Source organism: Epilithonimonas sp. JDS (genome assembly GCF_021261315.1).
GTDB lineage: Bacteria > Bacteroidota > Bacteroidia > Flavobacteriales > Weeksellaceae > Epilithonimonas.
The window spans coordinates 1173888-1191208 of record NZ_JAJSAX010000001.1 but is presented as its reverse complement, the minus strand read 5'-3'; the positions used below and the strand labels follow the sequence as shown (position 1 = coordinate 1191208).

General features: G+C 36.2%; 18 protein-coding genes. 5 read left to right on the top strand and 13 right to left on the bottom strand.

Translation table 11 applies throughout. The features are described 5' to 3' along the window. The first annotated feature begins 76 nt into the window (after nucleotides 1–76). Genes LUD75_RS05610 through LUD75_RS05600 form a run of 3 tightly spaced genes read left to right on the top strand, consistent with a single transcriptional unit; the run spans nucleotide 77 to nucleotide 2942 of the window. Nucleotides 77–1075 (top strand): hypothetical protein, encoded by a 999-nt coding sequence (locus tag LUD75_RS05610; RefSeq protein ID WP_232704677.1) that lies wholly within the window; start codon nucleotides 77–79, stop codon nucleotides 1073–1075. Then, complete coding sequence (locus LUD75_RS05605) at nucleotides 1075–1938, top strand: glycosyltransferase family A protein (RefSeq protein ID WP_232704676.1); 864 nt, start codon at nucleotides 1075–1077, stop codon at nucleotides 1936–1938. The genes LUD75_RS05610 and LUD75_RS05605 overlap by 1 nt, the downstream gene beginning before the upstream one ends. Further along, nucleotides 1935–2942: a glycosyltransferase gene (locus LUD75_RS05600; RefSeq protein ID WP_232704675.1), complete on the top strand. Its 1008-nt coding sequence runs from the start codon at nucleotides 1935–1937 to the stop codon at nucleotides 2940–2942. Before LUD75_RS05605 ends, LUD75_RS05600 begins: the two co-directional genes overlap by 4 nt. Here the strand turns inward: LUD75_RS05600 and LUD75_RS05595 are convergent. The 13 genes from LUD75_RS05595 to LUD75_RS05535 are packed head-to-tail and all read right to left on the bottom strand — an operon-like array spanning nucleotide 2939 to nucleotide 15288. Next, a complete protein-coding gene (locus LUD75_RS05595) occupies nucleotides 2939–3745 on the bottom strand; it encodes a glycosyltransferase family 2 protein (RefSeq protein WP_232704674.1) in 807 nt (268 codons plus the stop codon). The two genes, LUD75_RS05600 and LUD75_RS05595, sit on opposite strands and share 4 nt — an antisense overlap. Before the next feature lie 33 nt (nucleotides 3746–3778). After that, the gene (locus LUD75_RS05590; protein WP_232704673.1) at nucleotides 3779–4798 is read right to left on the bottom strand and encodes an acyltransferase family protein; all 1020 of its coding nucleotides are present in this window, start codon (nucleotides 4796–4798) and stop codon (nucleotides 3779–3781) included. Continuing rightward, nucleotides 4795–5757: a glycosyltransferase family 10 gene (locus tag LUD75_RS05585; protein ID WP_232704672.1), complete on the bottom strand. Its 963-nt coding sequence runs from the start codon at nucleotides 5755–5757 to the stop codon at nucleotides 4795–4797. Before LUD75_RS05585 ends, LUD75_RS05590 begins: the two co-directional genes overlap by 4 nt. Continuing rightward, entirely contained in the window at nucleotides 5758–6831 is a 1074-nt protein-coding gene (gene gmd, locus LUD75_RS05580) for a GDP-mannose 4,6-dehydratase (protein WP_232704671.1), read from the bottom strand. It abuts the gene before it with no gap. A 1-nt stretch (nucleotide 6832) separates the two neighbouring features. Continuing rightward, a complete protein-coding gene (locus LUD75_RS05575; protein WP_232704670.1) occupies nucleotides 6833–7660 on the bottom strand; it encodes an alpha-1,2-fucosyltransferase in 828 nt (275 codons plus the stop codon). After that, nucleotides 7661–8584, bottom strand: coding sequence for a GDP-L-fucose synthase (locus LUD75_RS05570; protein WP_232704669.1), 924 nt, complete (start codon nucleotides 8582–8584; stop codon nucleotides 7661–7663). After that, entirely contained in the window at nucleotides 8584–9405 is an 822-nt protein-coding gene (locus tag LUD75_RS05565; protein WP_232704668.1) for a hypothetical protein, read from the bottom strand. Before LUD75_RS05565 ends, LUD75_RS05570 begins: the two co-directional genes overlap by 1 nt. Before the next feature lie 3 nt (nucleotides 9406–9408). Further along, nucleotides 9409–10665 carry an ABC transporter ATP-binding protein gene (locus LUD75_RS05560; RefSeq protein WP_232704667.1) on the bottom strand — a complete coding sequence of 419 codons (1257 nt, stop codon included), beginning with the start codon at nucleotides 10663–10665 and terminating at the stop codon, nucleotides 9409–9411. Continuing rightward, nucleotides 10662–11252, bottom strand: coding sequence for an acyltransferase (locus LUD75_RS05555; RefSeq protein WP_232704666.1), 591 nt, complete (start codon nucleotides 11250–11252; stop codon nucleotides 10662–10664). Before LUD75_RS05555 ends, LUD75_RS05560 begins: the two co-directional genes overlap by 4 nt. Before the next feature lie 9 nt (nucleotides 11253–11261). Then, nucleotides 11262–12113: an ABC transporter permease gene (locus LUD75_RS05550; RefSeq protein WP_232704665.1), complete on the bottom strand. Its 852-nt coding sequence runs from the start codon at nucleotides 12111–12113 to the stop codon at nucleotides 11262–11264. Between the two features lie 24 nt (nucleotides 12114–12137). Further along, nucleotides 12138–12998, bottom strand: coding sequence for a glucose-1-phosphate thymidylyltransferase RfbA (gene rfbA / locus LUD75_RS05545; RefSeq protein ID WP_232704664.1), 861 nt, complete (start codon nucleotides 12996–12998; stop codon nucleotides 12138–12140). 20 nt (nucleotides 12999–13018) lie between these two features. Further along, entirely contained in the window at nucleotides 13019–14098 is a 1080-nt protein-coding gene (gene rfbB, locus LUD75_RS05540; RefSeq protein ID WP_232704663.1) for a dTDP-glucose 4,6-dehydratase, read from the bottom strand. A 23-nt stretch (nucleotides 14099–14121) separates the two neighbouring features. After that, nucleotides 14122–15288, bottom strand: a complete 1167-nt coding sequence (locus LUD75_RS05535; protein ID WP_232704662.1) for a nucleotide sugar dehydrogenase — start codon at nucleotides 15286–15288, stop codon at nucleotides 14122–14124. A 177-nt stretch (nucleotides 15289–15465) separates the two neighbouring features. Here LUD75_RS05535 and rimP point away from each other — a divergent pair, with 177 nt between their 5' ends. Together rimP and nusA are read left to right on the top strand one after the other, a co-directional pair. Next, the gene (rimP, locus tag LUD75_RS05530) at nucleotides 15466–15933 is read left to right on the top strand and encodes a ribosome assembly cofactor RimP (protein ID WP_232704661.1); all 468 of its coding nucleotides are present in this window, start codon (nucleotides 15466–15468) and stop codon (nucleotides 15931–15933) included. 71 nt (nucleotides 15934–16004) lie between these two features. Beyond that, on the top strand, nucleotides 16005–17240 hold the full coding sequence (nusA, locus tag LUD75_RS05525; RefSeq protein ID WP_034963312.1) for a transcription termination factor NusA: 1236 nt from the start codon (nucleotides 16005–16007) through the stop codon (nucleotides 17238–17240). The last annotated feature ends 81 nt before the right edge of the window (nucleotides 17241–17321 follow it).

Below are 17321 nucleotides of genomic sequence, written 5' to 3'. Positions count from 1 at the left end.
AGTATTTCAATTTGTAAAAGTACAAAAAAAGCATAATTTAGCGGAAATATTATCAATCTTCTGTTAATTTTGTTTAATGAAGCTGCTATACATCAACAAAAATATTAATCTTTCCAAACCGATTGTCAGTCAGCTGATTAATATGGGTTTTGAGGTGGATGTTTTGATAGACTCGCTGCCACCGATGATTGATAATTCATCGCTGGTTCACAGGATTAAAAATATTTTTTACCGGTTGGTGTTAAAGGATAAAACTTACTTCATCAAAAAAGAAAAACAGGTTTTTGAAAAATTTGCAGAGAAGAGGCTGCAAAATAAAAAATATGATATTGCCTTTTTCATCAGGGCAGATATGTATTCCGAAAAACTGATCAGTCGCATCAGAAAGCAAAGCAAAAAAATGATCTGCTACCAATGGGACGGTTTGGAAATGTATCCAAGGATTTTTGAATATTTTAAGTATTTTGACAGGAAACTTGTTTTTGACGCGAATGATATTAGTAAGTTTCCCCAATATGATCTCCTTCCGATTACCAATTTTTATTACTCGGAAAATGTGTATGATTCCCGCAAAGTGCTTGATTTTTTTTATGTGGGAGTTGGCCTGGATGAGCGGATTAAATGGGCTTACAATATCGAAAATTTTGCAAAGAAACATCAGTTAACTTTCAAAGCTATTTTAACCGTCCCGGAATTTCGTGATGAGGTAAAAACAGAATCTGTAAGTCTTCAGCATCGAGCTATTTCTCTTGAACAAAATGAAAAATATGCGTCTACTGCCAAAGCAATTATTGATTTTAAAATGGAAAGTCACAATGGGGCATCTTTCAGAGTTTTTGAATGCTTGCAGAAGGAAAAAAAACTTGTATCAAACAATTATAATCTCAGAAAGTACGATTTCTATCATCCTGATAATATTTTCCTTACTGATTTTGAGGATTTAAACGGATTAGAAGAATTTTTGCAGAAACCTTATCATAAGATTGACCGCAAAATAGTTGAGAAATACGGCATCAAAAACTGGTTGAATTATGCCCTGGATTATGGTAATTATGAACCTATAAATTTACCCTGATGCAGAAGTTTCTTACCATTTTTACACCAACTTACAATAGAGCTTACATTCTACCAAAATTGTACAGAAGCCTTATTAATCAATCTAATAAAAAATTTATCTGGTTAATTGTTGACGACGGTTCTTCTGATGAAACTAAAGATTTGATCATGAAATTTCAAGCCGAAAATCTAGTAGAAATACAATATATTTATCAGGAAAACAGAGGAAAACATTTTGCGGTCAACAATGGACTTAGAAACACTAAGACTGAATTTTTCACCGTCATTGACAGTGATGATTTTCTTTCTGATAATGCTGTTGAGGAGATGGAAAAGCTTTCTGAGAAAATTAAAAACGATCGCCAAATTGCAGGATTTACTTTTATCAGATTTTCTGAAAAGACGAATTTTGATAGTGAAAAATATGGAAAAATAGAATGGCTGGTTTCCGGAAGAGCGGAATATGAATGGGAATTTCCCGGCGAAATGATCTACTGTTTCAAAACCGAAATTCATCAGCAATTTATGTTTCCTGAGTTTGAGGACGAAAAATTTTGTCCTGAGTCTTTGGTTTTCAGAAGAATAGAGCGGAAATTCAAAATATTGTTTACGGATAAGGTTTTGGCCTTTGGAGACTATCTGGAAGACGGATTGATGAGCAACTATTACCAGCTTCTGATCAAAAATCCCAAAAGTTCCCTGCTAAATATAAAAGAAAGATTCCAGGATGACTTATCACAATCAGAGAAGTTCTATCTGGCAAAGAATTATTGGGACATTGCTTCAAAATCAGGAGCTTCTTTTACAGAAAAATTCTTTGGAATCAATCCTTTTTTGATTTTCAAAGTTTTAATGAACAAACTGAAAAGCAAACACAAATGAAAAAAATATCGATCATTATTCCACTTTACAATGCGGAAAAATATATTGTAAAATGTCTGGATTCTATCAAAATCCAGGATTATAAAAATTTCGAGATTATTGTAATTAATGATAAAAGCAAGGATAATTCCTGGGACGTTCTGAATCAGTATGTTTCTGAAAATCTGAACATAAACTTCATCGTCATTAATAACGAAATTAATCTTGGACTCAGCAAAACCAGAAACAAAGGAATTGAACTCGCAACAGGAGATTACATCCTTTTTATGGATAATGATGATACTTTGGTGGATCATCTTTCCCTTCAGCATTTTATTGAAGCCACAGAAAATGATCCGGATATTGTCATCGGTAAAACCCGTTTTCTTCAAAATGATGAACCTAAAGAAAGCAGATATCACACACTCAAAAATACCAAAAGAACTTATCTAGGTAATGAAATAATCGATGGATTTTTGTCCAGCCAATGGGCGGTTACCGCTTGGAATAAGCTTTACAAGACTTCATTTATAAATGAAAATAAGCTTAGATTTCTTGATGATCTTCTGCACGAAGATGAGCTTTGGGCATTTGAGACGGCAATTCCCGCACGGGCAGTTAACTTTCTGGATTTTGAAACGTATAATTATTATTCGCTGTCCAATCCGCAATCTATGACTGCGACAATGGGACTTAGAAATATTGAACATTACCTGATTATCCTTGAGAAAAAACTGGAATTAGCTAAAGCTAAAGATCTTTATCACAAAACAAAATTGCTTGAAAATTACCTCAAACATTTCGCAAATCTTGTCATTCTCAGCAGAGTGTGCAAGCTGGAATTTCCTGTTTTCAAAGGCTTTTATCAGAAGATTAGTACTGCCTTTGAAAATCACTTCCCACAAAAAAATGAATTTTCATTAAGTCCAAAAGTGGCTTATTATCTTTATAAAATGAAATATGACGAAAGCTTTTTTCTTTACGGGAAACTGCCAAAATATGTCAATCAGCTGCTAAAGATCTAATCAACGAATTTTCTGTCGTAATTCCTTTTTCTGTAGATGATACTGTAGATTTTGTTCTTGAAATTTCTCAGCATTGTTCCTGGTTTTCCGTTGTAGAACTGCGAATATTCATCGAAATGCTTTGCCATATTTTGTAGTTCTTGGGATACATTTTCTGCCAGATATTTCTTTTGCTCTCCGAAACTAAGGTCTGTATTTGTATTGCTGATACCTGTTTTTTCAAAAATAGCAATGTATTCATTGATGTATTTTTGAGAAATATTGTGATGAATAAAAAGATCCATCATAAAAGTCCAGTCAGAGGCAATTTTATTAGACTCGTCATAGATCCCGAATTTCATAAATAACTCTTTTTTGAAGAAAGCGGACTGATGGCAGATTGGCTCTTTCAGAAGTGAGCCTATCGTGATTTTTGATGGGATTCTGTATTCATATTTTTTTCGGTCTTCCAATTCGTAATATGCATTTCCGTAGACGATGTCTTCATTGCGGAATTGAGGCGCAATTTTTTCGAGAATTTCTGGAGAGGCAAAGCGGTCGCCGCTGTTCATAAAGATGAGGTAATCTCCGGTTGCTTTTGCAATCCCTTTGTTCATCGCGTTATAAATTCCTTTGTCGGGCTCGCTGATCCAGTAATTAATCTGAGAATTGTAACTTTCCAAAAGTTCCTTGCTGCCATCATTAGAGCCGCCATCGATGACTATAAACTCAATGTTTTTGTAAGATTGGCCGATGACACTTTTGATGGTCTCTTCCAGTCCAAATCTATTGTTGTATGCTACTGTAATGATGCTGACTGTCATTTGTTCAAAAAAAATCTTGTTAAAATTATAGAATTATTCTTTACCAATCAGTAAAAGCCGTGCTGTTTTATTTCTGTTGATCAGATGAATGATAAACATTATAATTTGTATGATAACTATCGAAATTATTGGTAAAATTACGAGAGATGTGATCCAATTTGGGACAGAATAAAAATCGATATAATTAGTTAAAAATAGTTCCAAAAGGCTTTTCTGAATAATATAAATCCCTAAAGTTTCTTTTCCGATTGTTGTAAACCATTTCATAGGAGCTTTGATGATTTGCCTTTCATTAATATATTTAAATAATAAAAACCAAAAGATACAGCCTACAAGACCTATGACAAACCTGAATAAAGCGATGTCATAATTTTTAAGAGAAAATTGATGTGAATATATGCTGAAGACCTCCGGAAATTCGGAAAAATAGATCGTGTAACTTCCTTTCCAGAAAAATAAAAGCGTTAAGAATAACGCAAAAAAACCTATCAATAATGGTTTAAGATGCTTTTCAAAAAATGAAATATAATCTTTCGTCATTATCCCCAGCATAAAAAATGGTATCAAAAATCTTTGTAAACTCTGAGAATGTATCAGAAATACAACGGATAACGCAATGATAAAAACAACCGCCTGATTTTTAAAGATTTTGTAAAGAAAAAACAGCAGAAGATAACTCTTGAACAATTCTACGAGAAACCAAAATGGCCAAGAGGATGGGGACACCAATTTTTTGATGTTTTTAAAATCTAAATCTACAGTTCCGGCCGCAAGCGAGCTAACCAAATAAAAGATTAAAGCCCAGACAATAGAAGGTAAAATTAATTGTATTACTTTCTTTTTTACAAAGTTGGCCGGGGATTGTTTCAAACTGTTTTTGAATAAAAGTCCACTGAGAAAAAAAAACAACGGCATATGAAAGGCGTAAATAGTACTGAAAACTCTATCCTGTAAAAAGCAATGTGTGTCATTGAACTGTTGGATAGAATGTCCCAAAATCATTGTGAAAATCGCCCAGCCGCGTAAAGCGTCAATGTACTCAAGCCTTTTCATAAAGTTGATTTTATTTTGGATTCCAGGGAATTGAGCCATTCCCAAATCACTTCAGCTGCATTCTCTTTGAAAGGCTTTATCCGGCAGAATTCTTCATAAGCTTTCTCATCATTCCAAAGCAAGTTTACTTTATCAAACAAAAGCTGAGGATTTTCCGGATCAAAGAATAAAACAGCATCATGATTGATGATCATTGGATCCGGTTTGTTTTCACTTCCCCAATAGATTGGAATTGTTCCTGAGATGATGGCCTCGAAAAGTTTCTCGGTTACATAACCATTCGTATCACTGTTCTCTGGACAGATATTGAATTTGAATGTCTTCAGATATTCGATTTTATTATCGCCAAATTTCTCCTGAAGATCATTGGTATTTTTCAGAAAACTGCCTGCACATTTCACTGTTTCGACAGGATTCAGAAGATCAATGATTGTCTTTCTGATGCCGTTATTATCGGCTCTGGAGATGTTTGAACAGAAATTGTTGCGATTCTTATTGAGCCTGTGTTCAGGGTTATTGTAAGATTTAATTAAATTTTTAATATCCTCAAAACCTGCATTTGCAGGAATCATATATAGAATCCAAAGTGGAAACCTTAAATATTTTTCGTCATTCAAATAAGAAAAACCAAGAGACAAATCGTGATTTTTCAGATGGTATTTTTTGAAGATAAAAGAAGGATGTTCCTCATTATCAATATTCTCTCCCGTGAAAAATATCTTGGGACTTTCGATGAAAAATGAGAGTTTGGGATTACCAACAACGGAAAGAAAAGTAATTTTCTTCCCGTTTGGATTGATATTTCTATGTTTGATAAACTGTGTAAACCAACTTGCGTCAGAATTCGGTAAAGACCAAAAATTATAATACCGGACACTGTCATTGCTAAATTTCCGCTGATCCTTTCGGAAGCGTTTGTAGTCAGCAATTGTGTTTTTTATGTTGGTTCTGAGGCTCAATTAAAATAATTTAAGATCTTCTCTTACCATTTCTTTTACAAGAGCTTCCAGGTCATATTTTGGTTCCCAGCCAAGTTGTGTTTTGGATTTTGTAGGATCACCGATTAGTAAATCTACTTCTGTAGGTCTGTAATATTGAGGATCGATTTTCACCACCACTTTCCCGATTTCCAATTGATAATCTGGGTGGTTGCATTTTGCCACTTTTGCTACTTCATTTTCATTTTCGCCTTCAAAACTAAGTTCGATGCCTGCTTCCTCAAAGGCCATTCTCACAAAGTCTCTCACGTAAGTCGTTTTCCCTGTCGCAATCACATAGTCTTCCGCAACATCCTGCTGCAAAATTCTCCACATAGCTTCCACATAATCTTTCGCGTGTCCCCAGTCTCTTTGAGAATTAAGGTTTCCTAGATATAAAACTTCCTGCTTACCTTTTGCGATGGCTGCAGTTGCCATTGTGATCTTTCTGGTTACGAATGTTTCACCTCTTCTGGGAGATTCGTGATTGAACAGAATACCGTTGCAGGCAAACATATCATAAGCTTCACGGTAGTTTTTTGTGATCCAGAATCCGTAGATTTTTGCAGCTCCATACGGTGATCTTGGATAGAATGGTGACTTTTCATCATAGAAACCTGCCGCATTTTTATTTTCTTCCAAACCTCCATAAAGTTCTGAAGTCGAAGCCTGATAGATTCTTGTTTTCTTTTCCAAACCTAATATACGAACGGCTTCCAGAATTCTTAGAGTTCCGATTCCGTCCACATTAGCAACATATTCAGGAGAGTCGAAACTTACTTTTACATGAGACATCGCACCAAGATTGTAGATCTCATCCGGTTGTACTTCCTGAATGATTCTGATAATATTGGTAGAATCCGTCAAATCACCATAATGCAATTTGAAATTCACGTGATTCTCGTGTTGATCTTGATATAAATGATCAATTCTCTGCGTATTGAAAGAAGAAGCTCTTCTCTTGATCCCGTGAACCTGATAGCCTTTTTCCAAAAGCAATTCTGCCAGATATGAGCCGTCCTGTCCTGTAACTCCTGTTATTAATGCCGTTTTCATCTTATTTTTGTTTGTATTTGTAACCTCTTATTTCTTTAATTATTTTGTCTTCGGTAATGGTTTCTTCCGGTTCATAAATGTGGTAGTAAGGAACTTCGCCCATTACGCTTGCCCATTGTGAAAATGTCGATGGAGCGCCCAGAAGATAATTGGTTTGAGAGATCAGATATTGATCTTCCAATGGTCCTTCTTCCGATTGTATCACATTCCCGAATTCTCTTTTGTACCGTTCCAGATCCAGATTTTCATCATTGGTGCAGATCAGGAATTTATATTTTCCCTCCGGAATTGCTGCAAGTAATTCTTTGATTTTCCTGATGTACATATCGTCATCAAAAAAATATCGGCCTTCCAGAAATTCTTTGTAATCGCCACGTCTGATGTGGACTGTGATTATTTTTTCGTTGTCTTCTTTCTGAAGATATTTTTGGTTCAGTCTTTCTTTATCAACTTTTGGATCGAAAAGATTCTGATAATATCTAATATCGTTTTCGCTGTAAACATCATTATTAAAAAACCAGCCGTAGCAGAACGTTACAAGGTAATCTTTCTTTATCTGTTCTCTGTATTCCGGGATTTTGGTTTCATCCGTAAATCCTAAAATGCAGTTGGGATTCAGCTTTCGGTAATATCTGTTGTAAAGCAGTTTTTTTACACGATAAGGTGTTTTTGATGACGGCGGAAGATTTGGAAACTGCGGACAGTATTTTTCATGAAAAGTAGGCGAGTAGAATTTCACACCGTTTCTTCTGCAAAAAGAATCGATGTGCATAAACTGGAAAAGATCATTCCCGCGACCGCCTCCTAATATGGAAAGACAAATCAGCATTTAGTTCTTGAATTTTTTCTCATAAACATCTCTGATTCCTTCTTCCAGACCAATTTTTGCTTTCCAGCCCAGATCATTGATTTTGGTAACATCCATCAGTTTTCTTGGTGTGCCGTCCGGTTTCGACGTGTCCCAGATAAGATCTCCTTCAAAGCCAACTATTTTTTTAACCAGTAATGCCAAATCTTTGATGCTGATATCTTCCCCAATTCCAACGTTCACGTGACCTGCATCTTCATAATTCTGCATCAGGAAAATACATGCTTCCGCAAGATCATCAGAATGAAGAAATTCACGCAAAGGTGTTCCTGTTCCCCAAACAGTTACATTTGGCAGATTCTGTTCTTTAGCTTCATGGAATTTTCTCAATAAAGCCGGTAAAACGTGAGAGTTGTTAAGGTCATAATTGTCATTAGGACCGTACATATTGGTTGGCATTGCCGAAATAAAATTGGAATTGTACTGGCTTCTGTAAGCATCGCACATTTTGATTCCAGCTATTTTTGCAATAGCGTAAGGTTCATTTGTAGGCTCCAAAGTTCCTGTCAAAAGAGAATCTTCTTTCAAAGGCTGAGGCGCCATTTTTGGATAAATACAGCTGGATCCCAAGAATAAAAGTTTCTTAACATCATTCGTATGAGCCTGATGAATCACATTGTTCTGAATCATCATATTTTCATAAAGAAATTCTGCTCTGTAAGTATTGTTAGCCTGAATTCCGCCCACTTTTGCAGCAGCTAGGAAAACATATTCCGGTTTTTCTTCCGCGAAGAAATCGGCAGTTTGTTTATAATCGCGCAGATCCAGTTCTTTGGAAGTTCTGGTCACCAAATTTGTGAAACCTTGTTTTTCTAATGCTCTATAAATAGCACTTCCCACAAGACCTCTGTGACCGGCAACATATATTTTGGAGTTTTTGTCCATTATTTTTTAATTTTATAATAAGTCTTTTTCAAAAAAGATTTTATACCATTTTCTTCAGATTTATCCACTCTTCTTGTGGCTCTCACGATTTGATCCGGATATTCGCCTTCACTTTCTTCATCATTAATTTCGATATTAATTTTCGTGTCATAATATCTCACAACTGCCGACAGAATCGTCTGGTCATAGCGATGCGAAGCAAATCCTTCCAGTTGATTATCTCTTTCAAAAATCAAGGGATCGGCAACCAGATCCGGTCTGTAGATCATCAAATCCAGCCAGTCTTTTACAAGTTGAGTAATTTCCGGTGTTTTTTTCAGAATGATAAATCCTGCCCAAAGTTTATTTTTTTCCAGCCATTCCTCATCGTTATCAAATAGATTCTGAAAATGTTCTACAACTGATTTTTTGGTCCAATATTTAAGTTTCGGATCGTCGGTAAGTTTTGGATTGAATGTCTTCCAGCCGTAATTTTTGTCGTCCCGATACTGAAAAAACAGAGCGTCAGAATTTTTTAATTTATCAAACTGAAGCTGCCAGCCTGATGCGTTTTTCAACTCGCTGCCACAATCTACGTAAACAAGAATATCGCCGTTGTTCAGCTTCGAAAGGCTGTCAAAGATCACATAAGCTTTCCAAATCCAGTGGCCGCCTTTCTTTTTGTCGAGAAATAAGGGTGAAGATTTCAGCGCGTACGGCAAATCGGAATATTCGTAACGCTGTGTTTCGTCAAAAATATTCAAAAATTTTGCTTCTTCAATAATTCTTTTGGCAGATTGAAGAAAAGCGTTGCTTCCGTATGTGATGAATTTCTTTTTCAAGATTTATTTCAAATATAAAACGCCTGCACTGTCGATCTGGAAAACCCAGCCGGTCTGCATTCTTGTTCCTTCAAACTCCACTCTGATTTTATTCTTCAGATCGGTGTACATTTTCTTTCCGGGATTTGCCAGATAAGCGTGCATATAAAGATTTCCTTTGTTGATGCCCTCAGGAAGATGAATGGTTTTTTCAATCACAAATTTTCCTTTCGGATATTTTTTCACACCTTCGTAATGTCCCGGCGCAAAAAACATCATCGGAATATCAAAATTATTGAAAAACAAAGCTTCCAGTTCGAATTCTGCTTCTTCCGTCAATTCACCCTCTATTCTGATATTGATTTCATTGTTGTCAAAATTCATTGGAATCAGTGTTCCATTGATCCCGTTGACAGAAAAATGAGAAATGCTTAAGCTTGGATCTTTGATATTAAGAACATCCAAAATAGACGAGTCTGCAGCAATATTATCGTTTGAATATAGATTGATACATTCATCAATGTTACCGTCATATCTGATTCCGCCTTGTTCCAGAAAAATTCCTTTGTTACAAAGCTGTTTGATGGAGGCCATATTGTGACTTACGAATAGAACCGTTCTTCCTTCACCATTGCTGACGTCGCCCATTTTTCCAAGACATTTCTTCTGAAATTCCAGATCTCCAACTGCCAGAACTTCATCTACAATCAGAATTTCGGATTCTAGATGCGCTGCTACGGCAAATGCGAGACGAACATACATTCCTGAGCTATAGCGTTTTACAGGTGTGTCGATGTATTTTTCAACACCGGAAAAATCAACGATTTCGTCAAATTTTCTGGTAATTTCTTTACGCGTCATTCCGAGAATTGCACCGTTTAGAAAAACATTTTCTCTTCCGGTCATTTCCGGGTGGAAACCAGTTCCAACTTCCAGTAATGAGGCAATTCTTCCTTTTGTATATATTTGTCCGGTAGTCGGTTTTGTAACTTTGCTTAATAACTTTAATAAAGTCGATTTTCCGGCACCGTTTCTTCCGATGATTCCGACTGCATCGCCTTGTTCGACTTCGAAGTTGATATCTTTGAGAGACCAGACATAGTCGCTCTGGCTTTTCGTAGTTCTGTCATTGACTTCGCCAATTCGCAGATAAGGATCTTCTTTGCCTCTCATTCTGTGCCAAAAACGGTTCAAATCGTGGGACAAAGTTCCTGTACCAACTTGTCCAAGCCGGTATTGTTTAGAAATGTCTTCTGCTTTTATTACGATGGGTCTTGTCATTCTCTGTGTTTAATAAATTTTGCCGGAACTCCGGCTACTACTGTATTTTCTTCTATGTTTTTTGTAACCACGCTTCCTGCAGCAATCACAGCGCCGTTGCCGATTTTCACACCGGCCATAATTTGTACTGAACAGCCGATCCAGACATCATCGCCAATTTCGACACCTCTGTTTTCAGCTTTCCAGGGTTGATCCTGAATGTTGATTCCTTTTTTATAATTATGGTCTGAACCAATGATGCTGACTTGTTGAGAAATTAAACAGTTTTTACCTATTTTGATGGTTCCTCCGGCGGCTCTGATATTATTCTGTTCACCAATATAAGTATTTTCTCCGATGATCAGTTTGCAGTCTTTCTTATCGTTCTCATTGATTACATAGATCACGCTGAATGCGCCAATGTAAACATTTTTTCCGATTTCGAGATTGTTGAGGTCATCAAATGAAATCTGAGTGCGGTGGTCTATATTGCAGTTAAAATGTCGGTTGAGTCTTTCTGCTTTTCGGTATTCATTAATGAATTTGTCAAAGGCAGGTTCCAGATAATAATACTTCCTTAATGTTTTGAAAAATTTAATCCAATTCATAATCAGAGTTTATACGGTATCCATAAAACCTTTCTCCACTTTGTTGAAAATCACGGTGCCGATCGCTAAAAACATCAAAATAATAGCTGTACTTATCATCAACATCATCGGACTGAAATCGCCTACTCCGAGCCATGCATATTTGAAACATTCAAAAATTCCGGTCAATGGATTATAAAATGCAAGCGTTTTGAAAATTCCTTTAAGGCTTGACGCCGGATAAATGACCGGTGTTGCATACATATACAAACTGATTCCGAAACTCAAAAGCATCTGAAGATCACGGTATTTGGTGGTAAGCGAAGAGAATATCATTCCAAGTCCCAATGCAAAAATAGCCATTAAGGCAATCAATAGAGGCGTTGCCAATATCCACCAGTTTGGCTGTACTTCTCCTTTAAAAAGATAATAAAAGAAAACCGTCAGAAACAGAAGCATCTGCACGCCAAGCTTCATCAGGTTTGAAAAAACGATGGAAATCGGCATGATAAGTCTTGGAAAATATACTTTTCCAAATATTCCCGCATTAGCCGTGAAAACATTGGAAGTTGCTGAAAGACAGGTTGAAAAGTAATTCCAAAGTGTAATCCCTGCAAGATAAAATAAGATTTTTGGAGCGCCGTCTGTAGATAATTTGGCGATATTTCCAAAAATAACAATGTAGACTACTGTCGTAAAAATTGGATTGATAAAAAACCAGATAGGACCTAAGATCGTTTGTTTAAAGCTGGAAACAAAATCCCGCTTTACGAACATATAAACCAAATCCCTGTATTTCCAAACCTCTTTCAGATTGAGATCAAAAAGAGAATGGCTGGATCCTATGGTTTCTGTCCACTGTTGGTTTTGAGAATCACTCATTTGTGTTTTGTATTAATTTTAAACTTATTTAATAAGGTTTTTCAGATATTCACCGTATCCGCTTTTACCGTATTTTGCTGCAGTTTCCAGAAGTTTTTCTTCATTAATGAACCCATTTCTGAAAGCAATTTCTTCGATACAGCCAATTTTGAAACCTTGTCTTTTTTCGATCACACTTACAAATTCTGAAGCGTCTTGCAAAGAGTCAAAAGTTCCTGTGTCTAACCATGCAGTTCCTCTATCAAGAACACCAACTTCCAATTTACCTTTGCTTAGGTAAACATTATTGATATCTGTGATTTCCAACTCGCCTCTTGGAGAAGGCTGAATGTTTTTAGCAATTTCAACGACTTCATTATCATAGAAATAAAGTCCAGGAACGGCATAATTGGATTTTGGTTCTGTTGGTTTTTCCTCAATAGAAAGTGCTTTGAAATCTTGGTCAAATTCCACAACGCCGTATCTCTCGGGATCGGAAACGTGATATGCGAAAACAACACCGCCATCTGGATTGGTTTTATTCTTTAATAAAGTTCCCATTTCGGAACCGTAAAAAATATTATCACCCAAAACCAAAGCTGCGGAGTCATCGCCAATGAATTTATCGCCAAGAATAAATGCCTGAGCCAATCCATCCGGACTTGGCTGCACCACATATTCTATATTACAACCCAACTGAGATCCATCGCCCAAAAGCTTGATAAATCCTGCCTGATCGTGAGGCGTTGTGATAATTAAAATATCTTTAATGCCTGCTAACAACAATGTTGAAAGCGGGTAATAAATCATTGGTTTGTCGTAAACTGGCATCAACTGTTTGCTGACAGCAATCGTCAATGGGAAAAGTCTGGTTCCGGATCCGCCGGCTAAAATAATTCCTTTCATAGCTGTAATTTGTGTTTTTTTTATGAATACTGTCCGTCGTAATATTTCTGATAATCACCAGACGTTACATTTTCCAACCATTCTTTGTTTTCCAGAAACCAATCAATCGTTTTTCCTAAACCTTGCTCAAAAGTTACAGATGGTTTCCATCCAAGATCTTTGTTCAATTTTGTAGCATCGATAGCATAACGTTTGTCGTGGCCTGGTCTGTCTTTAACGTAAGTGATCAGTTTTTCTGAATGTCCGGCAGGTTTTCCAAGCTTTTCATCCATTTGTTTGATTAGTTCTTTCACCAAATCAATATTCTGCCATTCGTTGAAACCTCCGATGTTGTAAGTTTCGCCTGTCTTAGATTCATTGAAAATCTGATGAATTGCTTTTGCGTGATCGATTACGAACAACCAGTCTCTTGTATATTTTCCGTCACCGTAGATTGGTAAAGGTTTTTCATTAATGATATTCGAAATACAAAGTGGAATCAATTTCTCAGGGAAATGATTTGGTCCATAATTATTCGAACAGTTTGATAGAATAAATGGCATTCCGTAAGTGTTCCCGTAAGCTCTCACCAAGTGGTCAGAAGCCGCTTTGGAAGCTGAGTACGGAGACTGCGGATCGTAAGGCGTAGTTTCCAAAAAGAAACCTGTTTCTCCAAGACTTCCATAAACTTCATCTGTAGAAACGTGATAGAAAAGATTTTTTCTAGGCTCGTTCGGGAATCTTCCGTGCGTATGATCAGGATTTAATGTCCAGAATTCAATACAAAGATTTAGAAGATTTGCTGTTCCGTTGACATTCGTATTGATGAATGCATTTGGATCTGTGATACTTCTGTCTACGTGACTTTCTGCTGCCAAATGCACAACTGCATCCGGATTGTATTTTTCAAAAACCTTTCTAAGTTCTTCAGGTTTTGTGATATCTGCTTTTTCGAAAACATAATTTGGCTTGTTTTCGATGTCTTTTAAGTTTTCAAGATTTCCAGCGTAAGTCAAAGCATCGAGATTGATGATTTTAGACTCTGGATTGTTTTTTACAAATTCTCTTACAACGTGAGAACCTATGAATCCGGCACCGCCAGTGATGATAATATTTTTCATAAAATGCTTTATGTTTTTAGTTTTTAATCGTTCCCGAATAAGTCTCTAGTATATACTTTTTCTTTTACATCTTCCAAATCCGGTGTTTTCCGGTTGGATATGATGACGTCACATTCTTTTTTGAAGGCCTCCAAATCTCTGGACACTCTGGAACCGAAAAATAAATCTTCCTTCAGAACTGGTTCATAAACAATAACCTCCACGCCTTTTGCCTTGATCCTTTTCATTACACCCTGTATTGCAGAGGCTCGGAAATTGTCTGATCCGGATTTCATAATTAATCGGTAAACACCAACTTTCTTCGGTTGTTTTGCCAAAATAGAATCCGAAATAAAATCTTTTCTTGTGCGGTTGGCATCTACAATAGCCTGTATGAGATTGTTGGGAACCGAATCATAATTTGCAAGCAATTGCTTGGTATCTTTCGGAAGACAATAACCTCCATATCCAAAAGACGGATTATTATAATGGGAACCAATTCTTGGATCCAGTCCTACGCCTTCTATGATTTGACGGCTGTCTAATCCATGGATTTGGGAATAACTGTCCAGTTCATTGAAGTAGGCTACACGCATTGCCAAATAGGTATTTGAGAATAATTTGATAGCTTCTGCTTCAGTTCCGTTGGTGAAAAGAATTGGAATGTCTTTTTTTATGGCGCCTTCTTTCAGGAGATTTGCAAAAACATTGGCGCGCTCACTTTGCTCACCAATAATAATTCTCGAAGGATAGAGATTATCATAAAGGGCTTTTCCTTCTCTCAAAAACTCCGGAGAAAATATAATGTTGTCAAAATCCAAATCTTTCTTTAGATTTTCTGTGAAACCGACAGGAACTGTAGATTTTACAATAACAACGGCGTTGGGATTGCTTTGTTTAACTTCTCTGATCACATTTTCAACACTTTGTGTATTGAAGTAATTTGTAGAAGGATCGTAATCTGTTGGTGTAGCTACTATAATAAAATCTGCATTTTTATATGCTTCCTGTTTATCAAGGCTCGCTTTTAGATTGAGATTTTTTGTTTCCAGAAATTCTGTAATCTCGGGATCATCAATTGGAGATTGCCTGTTATTGAGCATTTCCACTTTTTCCGGAACAATGTCCAAAGCAATTACGTTATGATGTTGTGCTAACAACACTGCATTAGAAAGACCAACATACCCGGTGCCAACAATTGTTATATTCAAAATATTAAATTTTAATTTCGGCAAAAATAAGAAAATTTACTTGAAGTATATATAAATGAAATATTAGCTTTTTGTTTGTTTTAATAAATTTGATTATCTTTGCCAAAGATTTACGGGAAAATGGGAAGGCTTTCGCAAGAATGCCTTTTTTCGTAGATGTAATTAGGAGGTAATATTATGGAATTTAAAACAGAATTAAGTCGATTACTTAATGAGTTTCTAGAAACTAGACCAGATCTTTTTTTAGTGGATCTGAAAATCTCTGCAGCGTCCGATGTTACAGTGATCTTGGATGGTGACAATGGCGTGACTCTTCAGGATTGTCTGGATGCCAGCAGAGCGATTGAGTTCAATATGGATCGCGAGATTCACGATTTCAGTCTGCAGGTAATGTCTTCCGGATTGAGTGAACCACTTGAATATCCGAGACAATTTAGAAAAAATATTGGGAGAGAGATCGAAGTAATGTTGAGTGATTCTTCCGAAGTTGAAGGCGAACTTTTATCAGTCGATGACGAGAAGATCGTTCTGAGACTGGAATACAGAAGGCCAAAATTAGTCGGAAAAGGAAAAGAAGATGTAGTAGAAGAAAGAGAAATTCCTTACGCCGACATCAAAAAAGCATTAGTAGTAATAAAATTTTAACAATTAGATGAATTGATGTTGATTTAGAAAAGATCAATTATCAGCCATCATTTATCAATTATATATAGGATATGGATAATTTAGCTTTAATAGAAGCCTTTGGTGATTTTAAAGAAATAAAGAATATCAGCAAAATAGACTTAATGGCTATTATCGAAGATTCTCTTAAGACTCTTCTTAGAAAAAGATATGACTCTGATGACCATTTTGATGTGATCGTAAATCCGGACAAAGGGGATTTTCAGATTTTCCTGAACAAAACCATTGTTGAGGATGAGATGTCTGAAGATGATGACTTGGAAATCGAGATCTCTGAAGTTAGAAAGATCGACTCAACTTTCGAAGTTGGTGAGGAATATACGCAGGAGATCGAAGTTGCAAATCTTGGGAGAAGAAGTATCTTGACTTTGAAGCAGATCTTGGCTACGAAAATTCAGGAGCATTTCAATGCTTCTTTATATGAGCAGTTCAAAGATAGAATCGGAGAAATTATTATAGGTGAAGTTCACCATATCCGTCACAAACACGTGATCCTTTTGGATGATGAAGATAATGAATTCATCTTGCCTAAGGAAAATCAAATTCCTTCCGATTTCTTCAAAAAAGGAGAAACTGTGAAAGGAATTGTAGAAAGCGTTGACTTCCGAGGTTCAAAACCACAGATCATCGTTTCCAGAACAGCACCTAAATTCCTGGAAGAATTGTTGGAGCTTGAAATCCCTGAGATCCAAGACGGAACGATCATCCTTAAAAAAGTGGTGAGAATTCCTGGTGAGAAAGCGAAAATCGCAGTTGATGCTTATGATGACAGAATTGATCCTGTCGGCGCTTGCGTTGGTGTGAAAGGTTCTAGAATTCACGGTGTGGTGAGAGAACTTAAAAATGAAAATATTGATGTGATCCAATGGTCAAAAAATCCGGAGATCTTTGTGAAGAGAGCTTTAGGAAATATTATCATTAATAAAATCGAAATAAACGAGGAGTCTAACTACGCTTTGGTTTATACACCAGTAGAAGAGATTTCTAAAGTAATTGGTAAACAAGGACAAAATATCAAGTTGGCATCATGGTTGACAGGATATGAAATTGATGTTTACAGAGAAACTTCTGATGACGACGATGTTGAATTGAGAGAATTCTCAGACGAGATCGAAGCTTGGATCATCGATGAGTTCAAAAAAGTTGGATTAACGACTGCAAGAAGCGTCTTGGACAAAGATACCGATGCATTGTTGAAAATCGTAGATCTGGAGGAAGAAACCATCGAAGATGTGAAGAACATTCTAAGAGAAGAATTGGAAGGATAACAAAATGAAATACAGTTTTTTAAATTACTTTTGAAGAACTAAAATTTAATAAAAAGAAAAAAATAAAGCAAAAGCTTAAAA

Bases quoted from the DNA above. Each gene is read 5' to 3' on its own strand.
- nusA (WP_034963312.1), top strand. From the start codon at position 16,005: ATGGATAATTTAGCTTTAATAGAAGCCTTTGGTGATTTTAAAGAAATA.
- LUD75_RS05600 (WP_232704675.1), top strand. From the start codon at position 1,935: ATGAAAAAAATATCGATCATTATTCCACTTTACAATGCGGAAAAATAT.
- LUD75_RS05555 (WP_232704666.1), bottom strand. From the start codon at position 11,252: ATGAATTGGATTAAATTTTTCAAAACATTAAGGAAGTATTATTATCTG.
- LUD75_RS05550 (WP_232704665.1), bottom strand. From the start codon at position 12,113: ATGAGTGATTCTCAAAACCAACAGTGGACAGAAACCATAGGATCCAGC.
- LUD75_RS05570 (WP_232704669.1), bottom strand. From the start codon at position 8,584: ATGGACAAAAACTCCAAAATATATGTTGCCGGTCACAGAGGTCTTGTG.
- LUD75_RS05605 (WP_232704676.1), top strand. From the start codon at position 1,075: ATGCAGAAGTTTCTTACCATTTTTACACCAACTTACAATAGAGCTTAC.
- rimP (WP_232704661.1), top strand. From the start codon at position 15,466: ATGGAATTTAAAACAGAATTAAGTCGATTACTTAATGAGTTTCTAGAA.
- LUD75_RS05610 (WP_232704677.1), top strand. From the start codon at position 77: ATGAAGCTGCTATACATCAACAAAAATATTAATCTTTCCAAACCGATT.
- rfbB (WP_232704663.1), bottom strand. From the start codon at position 14,098: ATGAAAAATATTATCATCACTGGCGGTGCCGGATTCATAGGTTCTCAC.
- rfbA (WP_232704664.1), bottom strand. From the start codon at position 12,998: ATGAAAGGAATTATTTTAGCCGGCGGATCCGGAACCAGACTTTTCCCA.
- LUD75_RS05595 (WP_232704674.1), bottom strand. From the start codon at position 3,745: ATGACAGTCAGCATCATTACAGTAGCATACAACAATAGATTTGGACTG.
- LUD75_RS05560 (WP_232704667.1), bottom strand. From the start codon at position 10,665: ATGACAAGACCCATCGTAATAAAAGCAGAAGACATTTCTAAACAATAC.
- LUD75_RS05575 (WP_232704670.1), bottom strand. From the start codon at position 7,660: ATGCTGATTTGTCTTTCCATATTAGGAGGCGGTCGCGGGAATGATCTT.
- gmd (WP_232704671.1), bottom strand. From the start codon at position 6,831: ATGAAAACGGCATTAATAACAGGAGTTACAGGACAGGACGGCTCATAT.
- LUD75_RS05590 (WP_232704673.1), bottom strand. From the start codon at position 4,798: ATGAAAAGGCTTGAGTACATTGACGCTTTACGCGGCTGGGCGATTTTC.